The organism is Streptomyces sp. TAA486 (assembly GCF_000426165.1).
The window spans coordinates 17,918-33,653 of sequence record NZ_AUEV01000023.1 but is presented as its reverse complement, the minus strand read 5'-3'; the positions used below and the strand labels follow the sequence as shown (position 1 = coordinate 33,653).

Sequence of the window (15,736 nt, the reverse complement as noted above, 5' to 3'; positions counted from 1 at the left end):
AAGGTGGCTGCCCGAGCAGAGGAGCCGACGGGCCTCCCCGGCCCTTACAGAGGCGCCCTGGTGGACATCCAGATCTTGACGTTGTTCTCACGTGCAGCGCGGACTTGGTGCAGGCCGAGTCGCCCGTAGAGAGCGAGGGCTCGCTGATCGACCGTGAGTGGCGCACGTTCAGTCGACGACGGCGCCGCCGGTGATGTTGAGCTCGGTGGCGGTCATGGTCGCGGCGCGGTCGGAGGCGAGGAAAGCGGCGGCATGGGCGACGTCTTCGAGGCGGGGCCGGCGTCGGAGCAGGGTCGCGGTCGCCTCCGGGTCGTCCTCGGGCGGGTTGGATGAATCGGGCGAGCCCGGGGAGAGCAGCCAGGCGGCTCGGATCCCGTGCGGGCCGAGTTCGCCGGCGAGCTGGCGGCACAGGCCGGCAAGGGCGGACCAGGCGATGTGGGAGCCGCCGAGGTGGGGGATGGCTTCTCGGCCACCGCCCATTGCCAGGATCACCCCGGTGCGGCGGGGAATCATGTGGCGGGCTACGGCGGTGGCAAGGTTCAGGTGGGTAGTGACCGCCTTGGTGACGGGGCGTAGCACGTCTTCGTCCGCCATGTCGACCAGCGGGGCACCGTGCAGATCGTCGTTGGAAGTGGCGTTGAAGGCGATGTCGATGCCCGCGGAGTGCTGGGCGACGGCGTCGGCGTGCCGCTCGACTGCTGCTCGGTCAGTCGCGTCGAGCGGGGCGACCTCGGCGCGCCCCCCGGCTCGGGCGATCGTGCCGGCAAGTTCCTCCAGAGGTGCCTGGGTGCGTCCGACCAGATGGAGTGTGGCGCCTTCGCGGGCAAAGACGCGGGCGACCGCGGAGCCGATCGCTCCCGCGCCGCCGTAGACGATGGCGGTCTTGTTCTCCAGCAGCATGAGGTCCCTTGGGCAGTTGTGGGCGCGGCTGTGATCGCTTCTGAAGGCGACAAGGCCGTGACGCAGGTCCAGGTCGTTGCTCCTGTCGCAGGCGACGCCTTCCCACCTACGAAGTCGGACCGTGAGCGAACCCGGATTTCATCGATTCGACGCCGCGTTCGGCTCGGACGAGGGGACAGCCCTCGACGTCTCCTGACAACCGCAGACCGAAACATGCCGTGGGCCGTGCCTTCCCAGAGTGGAATACACGGCCCACGGCCCACGTACGTACGGCACAGGTCAGCAAGACATCACTCTGACCTGCACGGTCTCCAGACGTCGAAGTACAGCAGCGAAGGAAACCCTGACCTGCACAGAAGCAGAACGATCAGTGGGTCGGTGCACATCGGGTGGACAGCATGGGCATCCGGCTTCCGTACCGCACGTCATCCCGTCGTGCGACGGTCCACGAACGTGCGCAACTTGCCGCTGCCCGCGGTCCGTTCGAACGCGGCGCCGTCGGTGATCTCGACGGAGCACGTGAGGAGGTCCTCCTCCTCGACCGCGGAGCGCAGGGCCGGAACCTCCGCCAGGAAGGCGGCCCGGGCCGAGTCGGCCGACGGGGCGTAGCGCTCGTCGAGCCGGACGGTGAGCCGTTCCCGCGCGGCCTCCGAGGTGAGGACGATCTGGAGTTCTCCGCGGTAGCCGAGGTGCCTCTCGGCGGCGTCGACGAAGCGCCGGTAGTGATAGGAGTTCGTGCCGATGCGTGCCACGTCGCCGTGACGGCCGAGGAGTTCGATCCGCGGGGCGCGGCTGCCGCAGGGGCACACACCGCTCAGCGCCCGGCCGATGTCGCCGATCTGGTAGCGCTCGAGCCGCTGCCCGGAGCGGGCCCGGCTGGTGAAGACCAGTCGCCCCGGTTCACCGGCTCGTACCGGCCGGTCCTCCTCCAGGTCGAGGATCTCCAAGGTGTGCAGGTCGGTCAGTACGTGATGGACGGAGCCTTCGGCGTGCTCGCACTGGTACGCCAGCGGCCCGAGATCGGTGCTCCCGTACGCCGCCGACCGGATCACCTCGACACCGAAGTCGTCGGTGAGGACGCGGCGTTGCTCGGCGGTGAAGTGCTCGCCCCCGTAGTACACCTTCCGGACTCCGCCGTAGGCGCGCAGTGTGTCCCCCTGGGCGTGGAAGAGCTGCCAGAGGTAGGAGGGCATGCCGAAGAGGGTGTCGACCCGGTAGCTCACCAGGGCTTCCGCGACCGCGGCGAGGTCGGTGCCCGCGGACAGCGGGATCTGCGTGGCGTTCAGCCGCTCCAGTATGGAGAAGAAGCTGATGAAGCTGCCGTACAGACCGCCGCTGTAGAAGAGGTTGGCGGCACGGTCGCGGGCCGGATCGAACCCGGAGTCGAGGAGGCCGTTGGCAGCGGCGCGCATCTGGGTGTCGTAGTCGGTGTTGGTGAAGACCGAGAGGGCGGGCGCGCCTGTGCTGCCGCCGCTGCGGAAGTACAGGTGGGCGTGTTCGGGGGCCAGGCTCCGCAACTGCTCCTGGACGCCTGCCTTGTCGAGCAGCGGGCCGGTGGGCGGGGCCGGCTGTACGGCCGGAGCCACGAGGTCGTCCAGGCAGGAGGTGGCGGTGAAACGCTCGTCGGCCTGTACGGCGACCCGTCTGCTGTATCGCTGCAACGCGTAGACACCGTCGTGGGGTTCGCCGTCGTAAGCGTCGAGCATGGCGCCCACCGGGGTCACGCGCGTGACACCTGCGCTGACAACGGAGCGGGCGAGCTCCGCCACGTCTACGCGGCTGCCGGCGATCGCGGCGGTCTGGAGGTAGCGCCGCATGGGTCGCAGGGTGGCGGCCATGTCGTGGCGTGGCAGCGGCTTGACCCAGACGCTGCGGTGGAGCGGCGAGGCGGTCATCGCGCGACGGGTGTCGGCGAGGACGCGCCAGGAGCCGTCGGCGGCGGCGACGACCCGGGTCAGGCCGAGGTGCTGTTCGAGCCGGGCGACGAGTTCGGTGCTCGTGACCTCGGCGTGCTCGGCGACGTCGAGTGGGATGCGAGGCAACTTGTCGGAGGCTTCGGCCAGTCGGGCCGCGAAACTGTCCGCGAAGGCGAAGACCTCCTCCCGGTCGTCGGTGTCGAGGTAGACGACCTGAGGGCTGGAACAGGCCTTCTGGTCGAGGCGGCAGACGTCCGTGGCGAGCGCGGACTGGACGGAGGGGTCGCTCCAGGCGTCCCGGGTCAGGTACGCGAAGGAGATCTTGTGGCCCCACTCGACCAGTCGGCAGCCGGGCGGCGTGAGCGCGGCGATGCCGGCCACGGCCTCCTCGCCGCCCCAGACGGCGACCGCGTCGGCGGCGGCACACAGGGGCTCCAGCCATGCACGGCGGCCGGAGGGGAAGCTCAGGGCGATGACCCGGCGGGCGAGGATGCCGGTCTCGTCGGCGGCGGCGAGTTCGGCGAGCAGAAGCGGAGCGATTGGTGTGTCGGAGCTGCTCGTCTTCAGCACATTGAGGTTGCCGGTCAGTAGTCCCTCGACGACGCTCAGCGGAGCCACGCCCGCCGCGTTGCCCGGTGCGATGTGCACGACGAGGCCGAGCGGCGCCCACGCCTCGTAGACGGTCTCCCGGGCGTCGGGCCGGGTCAGCCTCTCCGGGTGGAGTCCGCCGAGTTCGCGGCGGAGCTTGCGCTCCAGCGCCGGGCGGCTGAGGGCCTCGGCCAACTCGGCGAGCAGGGAAGCTGCCTGCTCCGGTTCCGTGCCGCTCTCGGTGAGACAGTCCGTCAGCCGGGCATGAACCGGGTCACCGGGGGTGAGCAGTGCCTCGGAGAGCCGGTCGCAGGCGCACAGCACGACGTCGGTGGGCAGCTGCTCCGCCATCGTGCGCTCGGTGAGGGCGGGCAGGTCGGCGAGGAGCTCGGTGACCTTCGCGTCGTCGATGAACGTGCCCTGCCACAGGTGGAGTCCGCTGGTCGCTCCGGTGTTCGGCGCGCTGGTCATGACATTCCCTTCAGAAGTTCGGCGGCGGCCACCGCACAGCTGCGGTTGCGGCTCACTCCGGCCCTGCCGTGGACGGTGAACCAGGGGGTCGGCTGGGCGCAGCCGCATTCCTCGCCGGGGTGCAGCGAGGCGAGGTCGCCCATGAGCACGCTCTGCGCCGGGACCGAGGTGATGTACGGGGAGACGAGGTGGAGGTAGCCGCGCTCACCGTGGGGAAGCGGCTCGAGGGTGGCGGTGTCGCGCACGGCGGCACGGGACCACACCGGGACGTGCAGCCGGTGCCGTTCGCACTCGACGTAGGGCACGCAGTGCTCCACGGACCCGAAGGTGTCGCGGATGCGCTCGGAGGGGATGCCCAGGTACTCGGTGACCTCCGCGTAGAAGGCGTCCTTGCCGATCTGCCGGTCGGCGTGGCCCTTCCAGCCGCCGCCGAGCACGACGAGCGAGCCGGGCGGCAGCTGCACCGGAGGGACCCCCAGCGAACGCATCCGCTCGAGGGTGAAGTGGAGGAAGGCCGGGAAACCGAAGATCCGTACCGGCAGTCCCTCGTCGGCGTACCGCTGGAGCGCCTCGATGCAGCCGCGCACGTCGAACTCGTGTCCCGTGCCCGTGTGGCGCAGGGCGTGAGTGGTGTCCCGGGCGGGTGCGAAGTCGCACAGGTAGTTGTCGGTGAAAGATGTGCCGAGCTTCAGTCGGGGTGCGGGCTCGTAGCTGTAGAGCAGGTAGTTGACGGGTTGGTCCGGGGTGATCCACCCGTAGTGGTCGAAGACGCGGGCCACCATGCGCTGGGCGGAGCGGATGGTCCACTCGTCGAAGAACATCTGCGACTTCTGACCGGTGGTGCCGGATGAGGTGAGGTGGAGGAAGACCTCGTCCCGGGGTATGGAGAGCAGTTCGTGGCGCTTGAAGAAGTTGGCGTGCACGAGCGGGGCGCGGACGTCCGGACCCACGCTCAGGGACGGCGTCCCGGGCTCCTCGGTCAGCAACGACCGGAAGAACGGGGAGCGTTCGGCATGCCATGCGTTGCTCTCTGCCATCGCGGCGGCGAAGAGTCCGTCGGTCGCAGTGCCCTGCTCATAGGGTGCCGCGAGGTCGCACAGTTGCTGGACGTGCCGCAGCGACGCCGGATCGGGGACCTCGACGGGAAGCAGGTGGCGGTTCATGAGACAACCTCGTGAAGTGGAAGGTAGGTCGCGGTCCAGGCCCGCAAGTACGCGCTCAGGTACGGCTGCACCAGCGAACTCACGGCGGTGGCACGGAAGTCGATCTGGCGGTTGGTCCGGGAGAGCACGACGTAGTCGTGGAAGCGGTCGCCGAGGCGGCGCATGGCCGGATAGAGCGCGCTGGGAACGAATCCCGCGGCCAGGAAGGCGCTGAGCCCCGCGGTGTCGGAGAGCGGTAGCAGCGTCTCGACGTAGTCCACGCCGGTACGGGTGACCGCGGTCATCAGTGGTTCCAGGGCATGCGCCATGGCGGCGGGGCAGGGGTGCACCGCGAGGAGTGAGCAGCTTCCGGTGATCGGGTCCAGGTCCGCGTACGCCTCGAACTCACCGTTCTCCGGGGTGAGGATCGCGTTCGGGGAGTGCAGCGGGAAGAAGCGTCCCGCCGGGTCGGGGAACTGTTCGAGGAAGCGCCGGTTGACGAAGGAGCGGGCGGTGACGATCTCCATGGCCGTGGTGGAGGGGGCTGCCGGTCCGGTGAGCGGGCCCGCGTCCGGTGCCTCGACAGGACGGACGTTCACGTAGCCGATGCCCGAGGTCTCCTCCGCGGCGGTGAGGAGCGGAGCCAGCGGGGCGGGCACGTACGGCACCTGCTCGCGGCGGTCAAGTACGTCGTCGGCGTAGCGGGCGAAGAGCGCGAGGCTTTCGCAGCCCGCCACTTCGACGGCGTTGGGCATCAGCCCCAGCGGGCGGAACCCGTTGCGCACCACAATGTGCTGGGGGCCTTCGGTCACCACCCGCACCGTCGTGTAGATCGAGTCGAGGGAACCGGTGGCCAGGGCGCCGGTGCAGACGGCGCCGGTCAGCCGTCCGGCCAGTCCGCCCTCGCGGTGGACGGGGTGGACGACGAGTCCGACGAGTTTGCCGATCCGGCTCCCGGGGTCGGTCTGCACGACCACGGAGCCGGCCAGTTCCCCGGTGCCGGGCTTGCGTGCGACGAGCCAGTGGGTGTGCGGGTCGGCGATGAGCCGTCGCATCTCGGCGGGGTCGCTGCCGAGCGGCACCGGGTATCCGTGGCCGTAGACCTCGAAGTACAACTGCCGCAGTTCCGCGACGTCCTGGAGGACGGCGGGGGTGATCGTGACGGTCATCGTGCTCCTCCTTCAGCGGTGGCCGCGGCAGCCGCGGTGGCGGTGGCGGTGGCAGCCGTCGCGTCCGGCAGAACGTGCTCCTTGTCATGGGCGGAAGCGGAGTCGCCGGGGCCCGGAGCACCAGGGCACTGCCCGGCGGCTGCCGCCGTCGACCCGGAGCCGGGCGGGACCGTCAGTTCGTCGGCGGCCTTCCCCCGGGCGCCCGTCCACCACAGGACGAGCGCCACCGGCACCAGCCCCGTTGCCTGGACCAGGCAGAGGGTCTGCGGCGAGATCTGGTCGCCCAGGACGCCGAAGAGCAGGGAAGCGAGCGGGAAGGTGGCTCCGAGCAGCGACTGCATGACGGCGAAGAACCCCGGCTTGTCGGCGGGCGGTACGAGCCGCTGGAAGAGGGCCACGAACCGTACGCCGACGGCGCCCACGCACCATCCCGCGACGACCATGGCCACCGCGTAGGCGGTCCGGTCCGCGAGCATGCCCGGAAGGGCGAACGAGGCCGCCATGAGTCCGAGGCAGACGGCGCCGACCGTGGTCGGGCGTCCCGGCAGCCGGGCGCCGGTGAACGACCCGGCGAGGGTGCCGATGCCGAGCGACGCCTCCAGCAGCGCCACGGTCGAACCGTCGGCCCGCAGCACGGAGGCGGTGTAGAGCGGCATGACGACGAAGACGGCCGTAGTGAAGACGTTCGCCGCGGCGAAACTGAGCAGCACCCGCCGGATGAACGGCAGTCCGGCGAGGATCTGCCGCAGCGTACGGCGCGGGGCGGGAGCGTGCCCGCTGCCCGGCGCCGCCTCCTCGGCGGAGAGTGCCGCGCTTGCGCCGTCCGGCGTCCCCTCGGCTCCCGTCCGTCGGGGCGCCGTGCCGGGGAAGCGTGTGACGCCGATCAGCCCGGCGGCCAGCAGGTAGGCGCCGGCGCATCCGGCGACGATGCCCGGCAGCCCCCAGGCGTCGGCCACGAGCGGGCCGAGGAGGCCGCCGGCCAGCCCCGCGAGGGATTGCGTGGACAGCTCGAAGCCGGTCGCCGCCTCGATGTCGGCGTCGTCGACGAGTTCGGGCACGGACGTGGTCAGGCAGGGGTCGAACAGGGCCTGGCAGCCCGCCAGAAGCAGGGCCGCGCCGTAGGCGATGCCCGTCGGCAACGGAGTCGTGAACGCCCACGCCGCAGTGCACGCGGCGACCAGTCCGGCCGCGGCGGCCGACGCGGCCATGACGGACCGGTACGGGTTGCGGGCGATGACGGCGGCGACCACCGGGGCCAGGGCGACCGCGGGGAGCGTGCTCACGGCAAGGAACGCGCCGGAGGCGAGGCCCGGTTCGGACTCGGCGGAGTACCGCACGAGCCACCAGACGATGCCGACCTGGAACATCCGCGCCGAGGCCTGAGTGAGGACCTGGGCGATCCACACCGCACCGAAGGCCGGGTTGCGCAGGACGACGGGCAGTCGTCCGCGACGCGCCTTCGCCGCACTCATGCGTGCGGTCTTTCATCGATGGCGCGCATCAGCTTCCCGGAGCGGGAGTTGACGGCCAGGTCGGCATGCCGTACCCACTCCACGGCCATCGGGTGGATGTGCCGGGCCGCGACCGCCGCTTCGTACATCGGGCGGGCCGCCCGGAACGCCTTGTCCACGGCCGCGGTGAGTTCGGGCCGGCCCTCGTCCCGGAGGTCGGAGCCGAGGCGCAGCACCAGCCCGTCGCGGTCCTCCCAGCGGCGCACCACCAGCTGCAGACCGGTGATGTGGCCCGCGGGGTCGACCGAATGCACCAGGTCGTGCACGTCCTGGGTGTGCAGCGCCACCGGGCCGACGCGGAGCCCCTCTTCGGCGCGCCCGAGAATGCGGAAGTGTCCGGCTGCGGGGTCGGTCCACTCAGCGCGGTCACCGACGGGGTAGCGCAGGACCGGCATCAGGCGCCGGCGCAGGTCAGTCACGACGACGCGGCCGGGAACGCCGGGGCGGGTGAGGGGTTCCCCGGTGTGCTCGTCGAGGATCTCCACCACGGTGTGCGGGGTGAAGGCGCGGTGCAGCCGCGGGTCGTCGCCCGGCACAGCGGCGCCCACGAGTCCGGCATCCACCGCGGCGTAACCGACGGAGGCCACACGGGCGTTGGGGAAGGCCGTCGCCAGCAGGCGCTGCTGGTCGCTGAAGATGCTCTCGCCGCCGAAGAACAGGGTGGTCACGCAAGGCAGTTGGCGACCGTCGGCCTGCAAGTACTCGGCGAGGGAGCAGAAGGTCGTCGGGGTTCCGGCGATCACCTCGACGTCGAACTGCTCGAGTGTGCCGACGGTCGAGGCCAGGGGCGCGGCGCCGCCGATCGGAAGGCGGACGTTGGCGACCGGAGCCCGGTGCAGTGCGTCCAGGATGAAGGTGAAGCTGGCGTAGAGATCGCCCGTGTAGAAGAGGTCGGCGACCCGCTGACCGGGCCGCAGCCCGGCCTCGACCAGCCCGGCGCCGAAAGCCGTGGTGAATTCGTGCCATTCCTCCCGGGTGTAGAAGGAGAACTTCGGCGCCCCGGTGGTCCCTCCACTCTTGAAAACCACTGCCTCGTCCAACGGGCCGGTCAGCAGTGTGTTTCCGCGAGGGGTGTTGGCCTGCCAGAACTCGGTCTGGGGTATGACTGGCAGTTCACTCAGCTCCGTCACACGGTCGGGCAGACCGGAATAAAGAGCTGCGTAGAAGGACGAATTGCGGCGGACGAAGCGTACGAGTTCCGCGAGTGACTGAACGGGCATGGTTTCGTTTCCTGCTTCACGGCATGCGTAGGAGAACGGCGCCCCGGAAGAGCGGACACCGTCGGGGTGTGGGGTGGTTCAGCTGCAGTTCGTGCAGTACAGCGTTCTACGGCCCGTCCCGGAAATCTCACGGGGAGCCGGAATTCTTCTGGAAGACCCTGAGCAGAAGCCTCGCTTCTGCCTCGGTCAACTCTGGCTTGCTACTTACTGCCTGGGGCTTGCGCCGACGATCGACAGTAACACTCCCCCGACACGCCGATTACACCCAGCTCCGCACTGCGACGGTGAGTTACATCTCATGGCAGGAGAATTGTCATGACGGTGATGGGTATTGCCCGGCGGCGCTTCACCGGCGCTGCCGAAGCGGTCCCCGCCCGAGGACGCGACGGCGCCCGCGCATCCTCGGGGCCCCGACCTCAGGGCAGACGTCCGAGGCGTGGTCGACCGGGCGCACACGACGCTGGAAACGAACGGTGGCCCGCGGAGGACCCCTTGGGGCGTCCTCCGCGGGCCACCGAGGTGACGCGCCGTCGGAGACCGGATCAACCGGCCCCGCTCTGCTTCTGGATGTCGAAGTACAGCTGCGAAGGAGACCTGACCTGCACAGAAGCAGGACGTTCTGTGAGTCGGCGCGCATCAGGTGCACCTCGGGTGCACAGCGCGGGCATCTCACGTCGACCCTGCGTCGCCAGCATCCGGCTGACCTCTCGAATGTCCTGTGCACCAACCCGGCATCCAGACTCAGCGCTGACCCCACTCGCCGGAATTGATCTGGGTTGATCAACTCAGCAGTGAGGTCAGTGCGTTGGCGAGGGCTTCGCCTCCCTGCTGGGCCCGGTTCCCGTGACCAGGGCCGGCAGTGCCTGGGCAACCCCGTGCAGCGTGCCCGCCTGAGCGTCGGGAGTGGTAAGCGAAGTGGCGACGGTGTCACCGCTCGGACTTTCACTGCTGCTTTGGTGGCGGCGCGCGCTGCCCGTCGGTCAGACGGTCTCAGGGGCTCCAAGCATCGCGGAAGCCTCTTGGAAGGGGGTGAGGCCGCGCGTGGGCGCGGCGGCCTGGGGAAGGCCGCGGCAGGTGAAGCCGAGCCGGGTCATGGCCCGGAGGACTTCGCCGGCGCTGAAATCGCGGCGGTCCTGGCGTGTGATGACCTGGCCGACCTGCTTGACGGGGTAGGTGCGGCGGCCGATGGTCACGGATTCGCCGACGACCTGCTCGGGCCTGACGCCTTTCATCGATTCCAGGACGCCGGTCTTGGTGAGGTCGAAGGGGAAGCGGGCGATGATGCAGCGCATGGGTGCCTCACAAGGAGAAGAGCGAAGGGGGACGGTTCTGCTGCGGTGAAGTGTTCAGCGGACACGGCGGGGACGCCCGGGGCGCTGACTTGTTCATCAATGACAGGCGTCGAGTTGGCGGTAGTGCATCGCGTGCTGGGCTTCGGACATTGTGGTTACGGGTGTGGTGGACGGCCCGCGGTCGCCGAGGATGTTGCGCAGCTGGACACGGTCCGTGTGCTCGGAGCTGTCGCGAACCGCGACGAGCTGGGCCTGGGTGGCCGGTCCCGTGCGCAGGCCGTCGTTGTCGCTGACGAGCAGGTGCCCGGTGCGGGCACTGTCCATGGCGGCCGGGGCGACCTCGATGGTCATGTCGTCACAGACCTGCGGTCCGGTCGCTTCCAGTGCGTCAGCCTGCGTCCTGTGCACGGGGGTGGCACTCGCCGCTCGGGACTGCATCTGAACCAACGTCAGAGCGTGCCTTCTGCAGAGGTTGGTCAGCTTCCTGATCACGAAGGCTCTAGGCCGCCGCACCAAAGGAGGAGCGCCGCACCTTCACGCGCCGGGCAGCCGAAGCGGGGCTGCGTCGGCCGCGTGAGGATGCGCTGCGCTTACGCCTCTGCTCACCTTCGGTGACCGGCGCGGTGATCGTCACGGGGATGCCGGAGGGGGTCCGGGCGCCGGTGATCCGGCTGAGTGCCTCCTCACCGGAGCGGACCTGGGTGGTCTGGGGCACGATGCCGGCGGCAGCCATGAGGCGGGTCATGGTGCGGCGCTGGTTGGGGGTGACCAGGGTGACGACACTGCCGGACTCGCCCGCCCGCGCGGTGCGTCCGCCGCGGTGGAGGTAGTCCTTGTGGTCGGTCGGCGGGTCGACGTTGACGACGAGGTCGAGGCTGTCGACGTGGATGCCGCGCGCAGCGACGTTGGTCGCCACGAGCACGGTGACGTGCCCGGTCTTGAATTGGGCCAGGGTCCGGGTGCGCTGCGGCTGCGACTTCCCGCCGTGCAGCGCGGCCGCCCGCACCCCGCTGTTCAACAGGTTCTTCGTCAGCCGGTCGACGGCATGCTTGGTGTCGAGGAACATGATCACTCTGCCTTCGCGCGCCGCGATCTGCGTCGTCGTCGAGTGCTTGTCGGCCCCGTGGACGTGCAGCACGTGATGCTCCATCGTGGTGACCGCACCTGCGGACGGGTCGACGGAGTGCACGACCGGGTCGGTGAGGTATCGGCGGACCAGGAGATCGACGTTGCGGTCGAGGGTCGCGGAGAACAGCATCCGCTGGCCCTCAGGGCGGACCTGATCCAGGAGTGCGGTGACCTGGGGCATGAAGCCCATGTCGGCCATCTGGTCCGCCTCGTCCAGAACGGTGATCGCGACCTGGTTCAGCCGGCAGTCGCCGCGGTCGATGAGGTCCTTGAGGCGGCCCGGCGTCGCGACGACGACCTCGGCGCCACCGCGCAGCGCACTTGACTGCCTGCCGATCGACATTCCGCCGACGACGGTGGCAAGGCGCAGCTTCACCGAGCGGGCGTAGGGGGTCAAAGCGTCGGTCACCTGCTGCGCCAGCTCACGTGTCGGTACGAGGATCAGAGCCAGCGGCTGACGGGGCTCGGCGCGCTGGCCGGCGGTGCGGGCCAGCAGGGCCAGTCCGAAGGCGAGGGTCTTGCCGGAGCCGGTGCGCCCGCGTCCGAGGACGTCGCGGCCGGCGAGGGTGTTGGGCAGAGTCGCGCCCTGGATCGGGAATGGCACGCTCACGCCTTGCGCGGTCAGCGCGGCCAGCAGCCGCTCGGTCATGTCGAGGTCGGCGAATGCCTCCACGGCGGGCAGCGCGGGAGTGATCGTCTTCGGCAGGGCGAACTCGCCCTGCACGGCGGCGGACCGCCGGCCGTGGCCACCTGAGCGGCGCGGGCCCGCGGAACGGCTCGGGGCGGGCAACCCGAAGCGGCCGCCCCGCCCCGTACCGGCGCCGCCGGAGCCGAAAGCGGGACCGCCGGTGCGCCTGCGGGAGGAGCGGTCGTTCGTACGTGTGGAGTTCATTCAGAACCTTTCCTTGATACGGCACGTATCAAGGAATTCCCGCAGCGGAAGAGCAGCGCAGGGGATCACAAGAACGGGCCGAATGGAATGAGAATCTGGCCCTGCAGCGAATTCGGTGCGGGTCCAGGTGATGAAATGAGTGACGTCATGTGGACGTGAAATCCAGGACGTCGACGTGTGCAGATGGAAGAGCGGTCCGCAGGCTGCGGTTGCCCCCAGGCGAAACCACTGCGGAAAATTCCCGCAACTGGACTCGCCCCGGGAGACGCCAGCTACAAAGTGCGTGTCAACGTCAGGCGGGAACGATGTTCTCGGCGGTCGGGCCCTTCTGGCTCTGCGCGATGTCGAAGGTGACCTTCTGGCCTTCGATCAGCTCACGGAAGCCCTGGACTGCGATGTTCGAGAAGTGGGCGAACACGTCAGGACCGCCACCGTCCTGCTCGATGAAGCCGAACCCTTTGGCGGCGTTGAACCACTTCACGGTGCCAGATGTCATGCCATATCTCCCTTTGGGGCAGTACGCCGGGACCCGCAATGCACGGGTACCGGGTCGCCGCGATGATGCCCCGACCGGGAAGTACCCGGAAATACAAAAACGCTTCCAGTGGAAGAAAAACACCACCGGGAGCATCGGAAGTTTTGGGAACCAAGACTGCAACTGACATCGACAGTAGCACGCGATCGCAGCCTGCGGACGTCAGTTAAGTCCGCTCTCTTCGTTGCGGCAAAAACACTCCCCGCCCGACGGATTAAACCCTCACCTCGCGGTCGTAGATATTGATCCACCCGGAACGCCAAAGTTCTTGGAGCCATCGACGTCCGGCGAGGAGGATCGGCAGAGCACCGGATCCGGTGAGCCCTGCCGATACCGCTGCCTTGGCGCCACCGGGCGAGGAGGCGCTTACGTGTCTTGTCGCCGGGCGTCCGGGTGATGACCGCGGTGGCGCGGGCGGGGCGGTTGCGGCGTTGATGCTCATCATGTCCATTCACGGTCGCCCTGTTCGTGAATGCCCGGTCCCGTCTGTCAGGGCTTGTGCCCCGGCAGAGCCTGTTGACCCGACTGGTGACGACCCTCGCACCTGTCCGCTCACCGTTCGAGGTCGATTACCTCACCGTCGAACTCGCAAAAATCTATGTTGGCCGGAGTAGACATGGAGTGCTGATGTGGTTAGGGTTTCTCCCGTAGCCCAGAGAGACAGCAGGGCCTGGCAGAGACGAACTGCCGGCCAGCAGTACCCGAAGTTCGCAGGATGGTGCGGTGGTGGAGTTCCGAAGCCAGAGTTGTTGCAGGACGGCGACGGACTGACGACCGGACCGGGTGGCCGCAGTATCAGGGGCTGCCGTGAGCAGGACCGCAGTACCCAGCAGTGAAGTTCAGTGAGCAGCACCTCAGTGAAGGCGTCGGCTGCGGGCGCGCGCACTGGGAAGTTCGGCAGTGGGGTTCTAAGCCAGAGCAGACGCAGGACGGGCGACGGGGCTGGCTGCCGAAGGGCGGCGCTATCACAGGCCGCTAGCAGTTCGCATCACCAGCAGTACGCAGTATCCCGCTTGGTAAGTAGTTGATCACCGAGGGAAGAACGGAGGACCTAAGCGCCATCAGGATCGCCCGGGCGGAGTTTTGAGCCCGGGTACCGCAGGACATCGATAGTGAGGTGGTCTCCGGTCAAGCAACCGCGATCCCCGCACCCTCGACAGCATCTCGGTCGGGTCTGCGGAAACAGGAAGCCGACGCAGCATCAAGGTCGGCAGATGGTGTAGCAGTTCCTTCGGGGTCCTGGTGCCGTATGGCGCCAGGACCCCTCAATGCGTCCACAGAGAGGTGCAATGACAGCAGACGACTCGTTCAGCCGTCTCGACGACGACGATTACCCCGCCTACACGATGGGCCGGGCCGCCGAAATGCTCGGCACCACCCAGGGCTTCCTCCGAGCCATCGGAGAAGCCCGCCTCATCACCCCGCTCCGATCGGAGGGCGGCCACCGCCGCTACTCCCGCTACCAGTTGCGCATCGCCGCCCGGGCCCGGGAGCTTGTCGACCAGGGGACTCCCATCGAGGCTGCCTGCCGCATCATCATCCTCGAAGACCAACTCGAAGAAGCCCAGCGCATCAACGCTGAACACCACCGCGCCGCCGAATCAGCGGACCCGACAACCGCGGCCTGAGACGACTGAGACGTGCAACTCTCTCCCCGCGACTGCCGCCCACCCATGCTGCGCGGGACGCAAAGCGTTCCGGGCACCTTGAGCCTCGCTGCAAGCCACGTAGGTCTGGATGCCCGCCTGGATGCCCTCACCCGCCAGCCTGCTGGCAGGCCAGCAGCGACCGGCATCAACACCGAAGCCCCGAACTTGGTTTGCTTTGCCAGCCCTCGGCTTCGTGTGGGGATTGCAGCTCCCCTTGACGGCGGCACCTGACTACTCGGCAGCACATCCGACACCCGGTGCACTTCCGTGCACATGAGGGCGGAAAAGACGATGACCCGCGGAGGCGCTCGCAGGGCGCTTCCGCGGGTCATCAGTTCCCGTACCGCGAAGACCGGTTCGACCGGCCCCCGGTTCAGATGTCGAAGAACAGCTGCGAAAGAGCTCTGGCCGGCACAGAACCGAGACGTTGGCTGGGCCGGTGAACAGCGCGGGCGGCGCACTTCCGCCCGCGCTGTCAACTGTCGGGAAGTACACGGTCATCGCCCGCCTTGACGCCGACATTCACGGCATCCCGCTGCCCGACAGCCGTTCATTGCCCGCCACACCCACTCGAAGGCAAGCCACCGATCAGCCGTGTCAACGACGCATCAGGTCGATACATCTAGGCTCGTCCTCATGACTACTGCGGATATGCGCTACGGACGCTGTGGCGTGTGCGGCAGCGGCGAGGTGTACCGGGGTGAGTACGTGTCGCAGGCCGGGCTCCGCCAGCCCGGAGCGGGCAAGTTGGGGGCGAAGCAGCCGGTGTTCGACGCCTACGTGTGCGCGGCCTGCGGGCATATCCAACTGCACGTGCAACTGGACGCCAAGATGTCGTCACACATCCGGCACAAACTCGACTGGATACCGCCGCAACAGGGCATGGGCTAGCTTCTGACCTCGTGCGGCAAGCGCCCGGTCCTCGCCTGTCCGCGGATCCACGCTGCCCAATCAGACGCTGCGGCATGGGTCCTGAGCGAGGGCTTCCGGGATCGCCGTGGCTGATTCGGGAGGGTCCGGCGCAAGGTAAGCCGCTGCTCCGGCCAGTGTGCGTCGCACACGCCGGTCACTGTCGCTGACGAGCGCACGGTCGCATCCAGAACATGGATGCCGTCCACCCAGCTCAGCCTCTCCCGGGCTTGATGCCGTGATTCTCGAGGTGCTTCGTCGCGCGGAGGGGATTCCCGTACGTTGGAGTAGTGCGGTGGCCGGAGTTCACTTGTCTCCGGCCACCGCCATCGCGCTGCCGGGGTTAGATCGCTCGACGACGCCGAATACCCCCCTGTTGGTTTCGGTGCCTCTCGGATCGTGCCCGGTCAGCTC

General features: G+C 68.8%; 11 protein-coding genes and 1 pseudogene. 2 read left to right on the top strand and 10 right to left on the bottom strand.

The features are described from left to right. Positions 1–168: 168 nt before the first annotated feature. The 10 genes and pseudogenes from I004_RS0127150 to I004_RS0127105 all read right to left on the bottom strand — a co-directional run bounded on the left by I004_RS0127150 (position 169) and on the right by I004_RS0127105 (position 12,725). Positions 169–900, bottom strand: coding sequence for an SDR family oxidoreductase (locus I004_RS0127150; RefSeq protein ID WP_028438078.1), 732 nt, complete (start codon positions 898–900; stop codon positions 169–171). Positions 901–1,325: 425 nt separating this feature from the next. Next, the gene (locus tag I004_RS0127145; RefSeq protein WP_028438077.1) at positions 1,326–3,875 is read right to left on the bottom strand and encodes an acyl-CoA reductase; all 2,550 of its coding nucleotides are present in this window, start codon (positions 3,873–3,875) and stop codon (positions 1,326–1,328) included. Continuing rightward, complete coding sequence (locus I004_RS0127140) at positions 3,872–5,038, bottom strand: LuxE/PaaK family acyltransferase (protein ID WP_028438076.1); 1,167 nt, start codon at positions 5,036–5,038, stop codon at positions 3,872–3,874. The genes I004_RS0127145 and I004_RS0127140 overlap by 4 nt, the downstream gene beginning before the upstream one ends. Next, positions 5,035–6,186, bottom strand: a complete 1,152-nt coding sequence (locus I004_RS0127135) for a GNAT family N-acetyltransferase (RefSeq protein WP_028438075.1) — start codon at positions 6,184–6,186, stop codon at positions 5,035–5,037. The genes I004_RS0127140 and I004_RS0127135 overlap by 4 nt, the downstream gene beginning before the upstream one ends. Continuing rightward, positions 6,183–7,658, bottom strand: coding sequence for an MFS transporter (locus tag I004_RS36340; RefSeq protein WP_078511852.1), 1,476 nt, complete (start codon positions 7,656–7,658; stop codon positions 6,183–6,185). Before I004_RS36340 ends, I004_RS0127135 begins: the two co-directional genes overlap by 4 nt. Continuing rightward, positions 7,655–8,917, bottom strand: a complete 1,263-nt coding sequence (locus I004_RS0127125; protein ID WP_028438074.1) for an AMP-binding protein — start codon at positions 8,915–8,917, stop codon at positions 7,655–7,657. The genes I004_RS36340 and I004_RS0127125 overlap by 4 nt, the downstream gene beginning before the upstream one ends. Positions 8,918–9,897: 980 nt before the next feature. After that, positions 9,898–10,209 (bottom strand): SCO5918 family protein, encoded by a 312-nt coding sequence (locus I004_RS0127120; RefSeq protein ID WP_028438073.1) that lies wholly within the window; start codon positions 10,207–10,209, stop codon positions 9,898–9,900. Positions 10,210–10,268: 59 nt separating this feature from the next. Continuing rightward, positions 10,269–10,662 (bottom strand): annotated as a pseudogene (locus tag I004_RS36335) (CBS domain-containing protein); the annotation flags it as partial. A 46-nt stretch (positions 10,663–10,708) separates the two neighbouring features. Continuing rightward, the gene (locus I004_RS0127110) at positions 10,709–12,229 is read right to left on the bottom strand and encodes a DEAD/DEAH box helicase (protein WP_028438072.1); all 1,521 of its coding nucleotides are present in this window, start codon (positions 12,227–12,229) and stop codon (positions 10,709–10,711) included. Positions 12,230–12,521: 292 nt separating this feature from the next. Further along, positions 12,522–12,725, bottom strand: coding sequence for a cold-shock protein (locus I004_RS0127105; protein WP_028438071.1), 204 nt, complete (start codon positions 12,723–12,725; stop codon positions 12,522–12,524). A gap of 1,328 nt (positions 12,726–14,053) precedes the next feature. Here I004_RS0127105 and I004_RS0127100 point away from each other — a divergent pair. Next, complete coding sequence (locus tag I004_RS0127100) at positions 14,054–14,392, top strand: MerR family transcriptional regulator (RefSeq protein ID WP_028438070.1); 339 nt, start codon at positions 14,054–14,056, stop codon at positions 14,390–14,392. Positions 14,393–15,049: 657 nt separating this feature from the next. Then, entirely contained in the window at positions 15,050–15,304 is a 255-nt protein-coding gene (locus I004_RS0127095) for a hypothetical protein (RefSeq protein WP_158677116.1), read from the top strand. Positions 15,305–15,736 lie beyond the last annotated feature (432 nt).

Excerpts from the sequence above, each read along its gene's own strand:
- I004_RS0127120 (WP_028438073.1), bottom strand. The coding sequence starts at position 10,209 with ATGCGCTGCATCATCGCCCGCTTCCCCTTCGACCTCACCAAGACCGGC.
- I004_RS0127110 (WP_028438072.1), bottom strand. The coding sequence starts at position 12,229 with ATGAACTCCACACGTACGAACGACCGCTCCTCCCGCAGGCGCACCGGC.
- I004_RS0127135 (WP_028438075.1), bottom strand. The coding sequence starts at position 6,186 with ATGACCGTCACGATCACCCCCGCCGTCCTCCAGGACGTCGCGGAACTG.
- I004_RS0127095 (WP_158677116.1), top strand. The coding sequence starts at position 15,050 with ATGACTACTGCGGATATGCGCTACGGACGCTGTGGCGTGTGCGGCAGC.
- I004_RS0127125 (WP_028438074.1), bottom strand. The coding sequence starts at position 8,917 with ATGCCCGTTCAGTCACTCGCGGAACTCGTACGCTTCGTCCGCCGCAAT.
- I004_RS0127105 (WP_028438071.1), bottom strand. The coding sequence starts at position 12,725 with ATGACATCTGGCACCGTGAAGTGGTTCAACGCCGCCAAAGGGTTCGGC.
- I004_RS0127150 (WP_028438078.1), bottom strand. The coding sequence starts at position 900 with ATGCTGCTGGAGAACAAGACCGCCATCGTCTACGGCGGCGCGGGAGCG.
- I004_RS36340 (WP_078511852.1), bottom strand. The coding sequence starts at position 7,658 with ATGAGTGCGGCGAAGGCGCGTCGCGGACGACTGCCCGTCGTCCTGCGC.
- I004_RS0127140 (WP_028438076.1), bottom strand. The coding sequence starts at position 5,038 with ATGAACCGCCACCTGCTTCCCGTCGAGGTCCCCGATCCGGCGTCGCTG.
- I004_RS0127145 (WP_028438077.1), bottom strand. The coding sequence starts at position 3,875 with ATGACCAGCGCGCCGAACACCGGAGCGACCAGCGGACTCCACCTGTGG.
- I004_RS0127100 (WP_028438070.1), top strand. The coding sequence starts at position 14,054 with ATGACAGCAGACGACTCGTTCAGCCGTCTCGACGACGACGATTACCCC.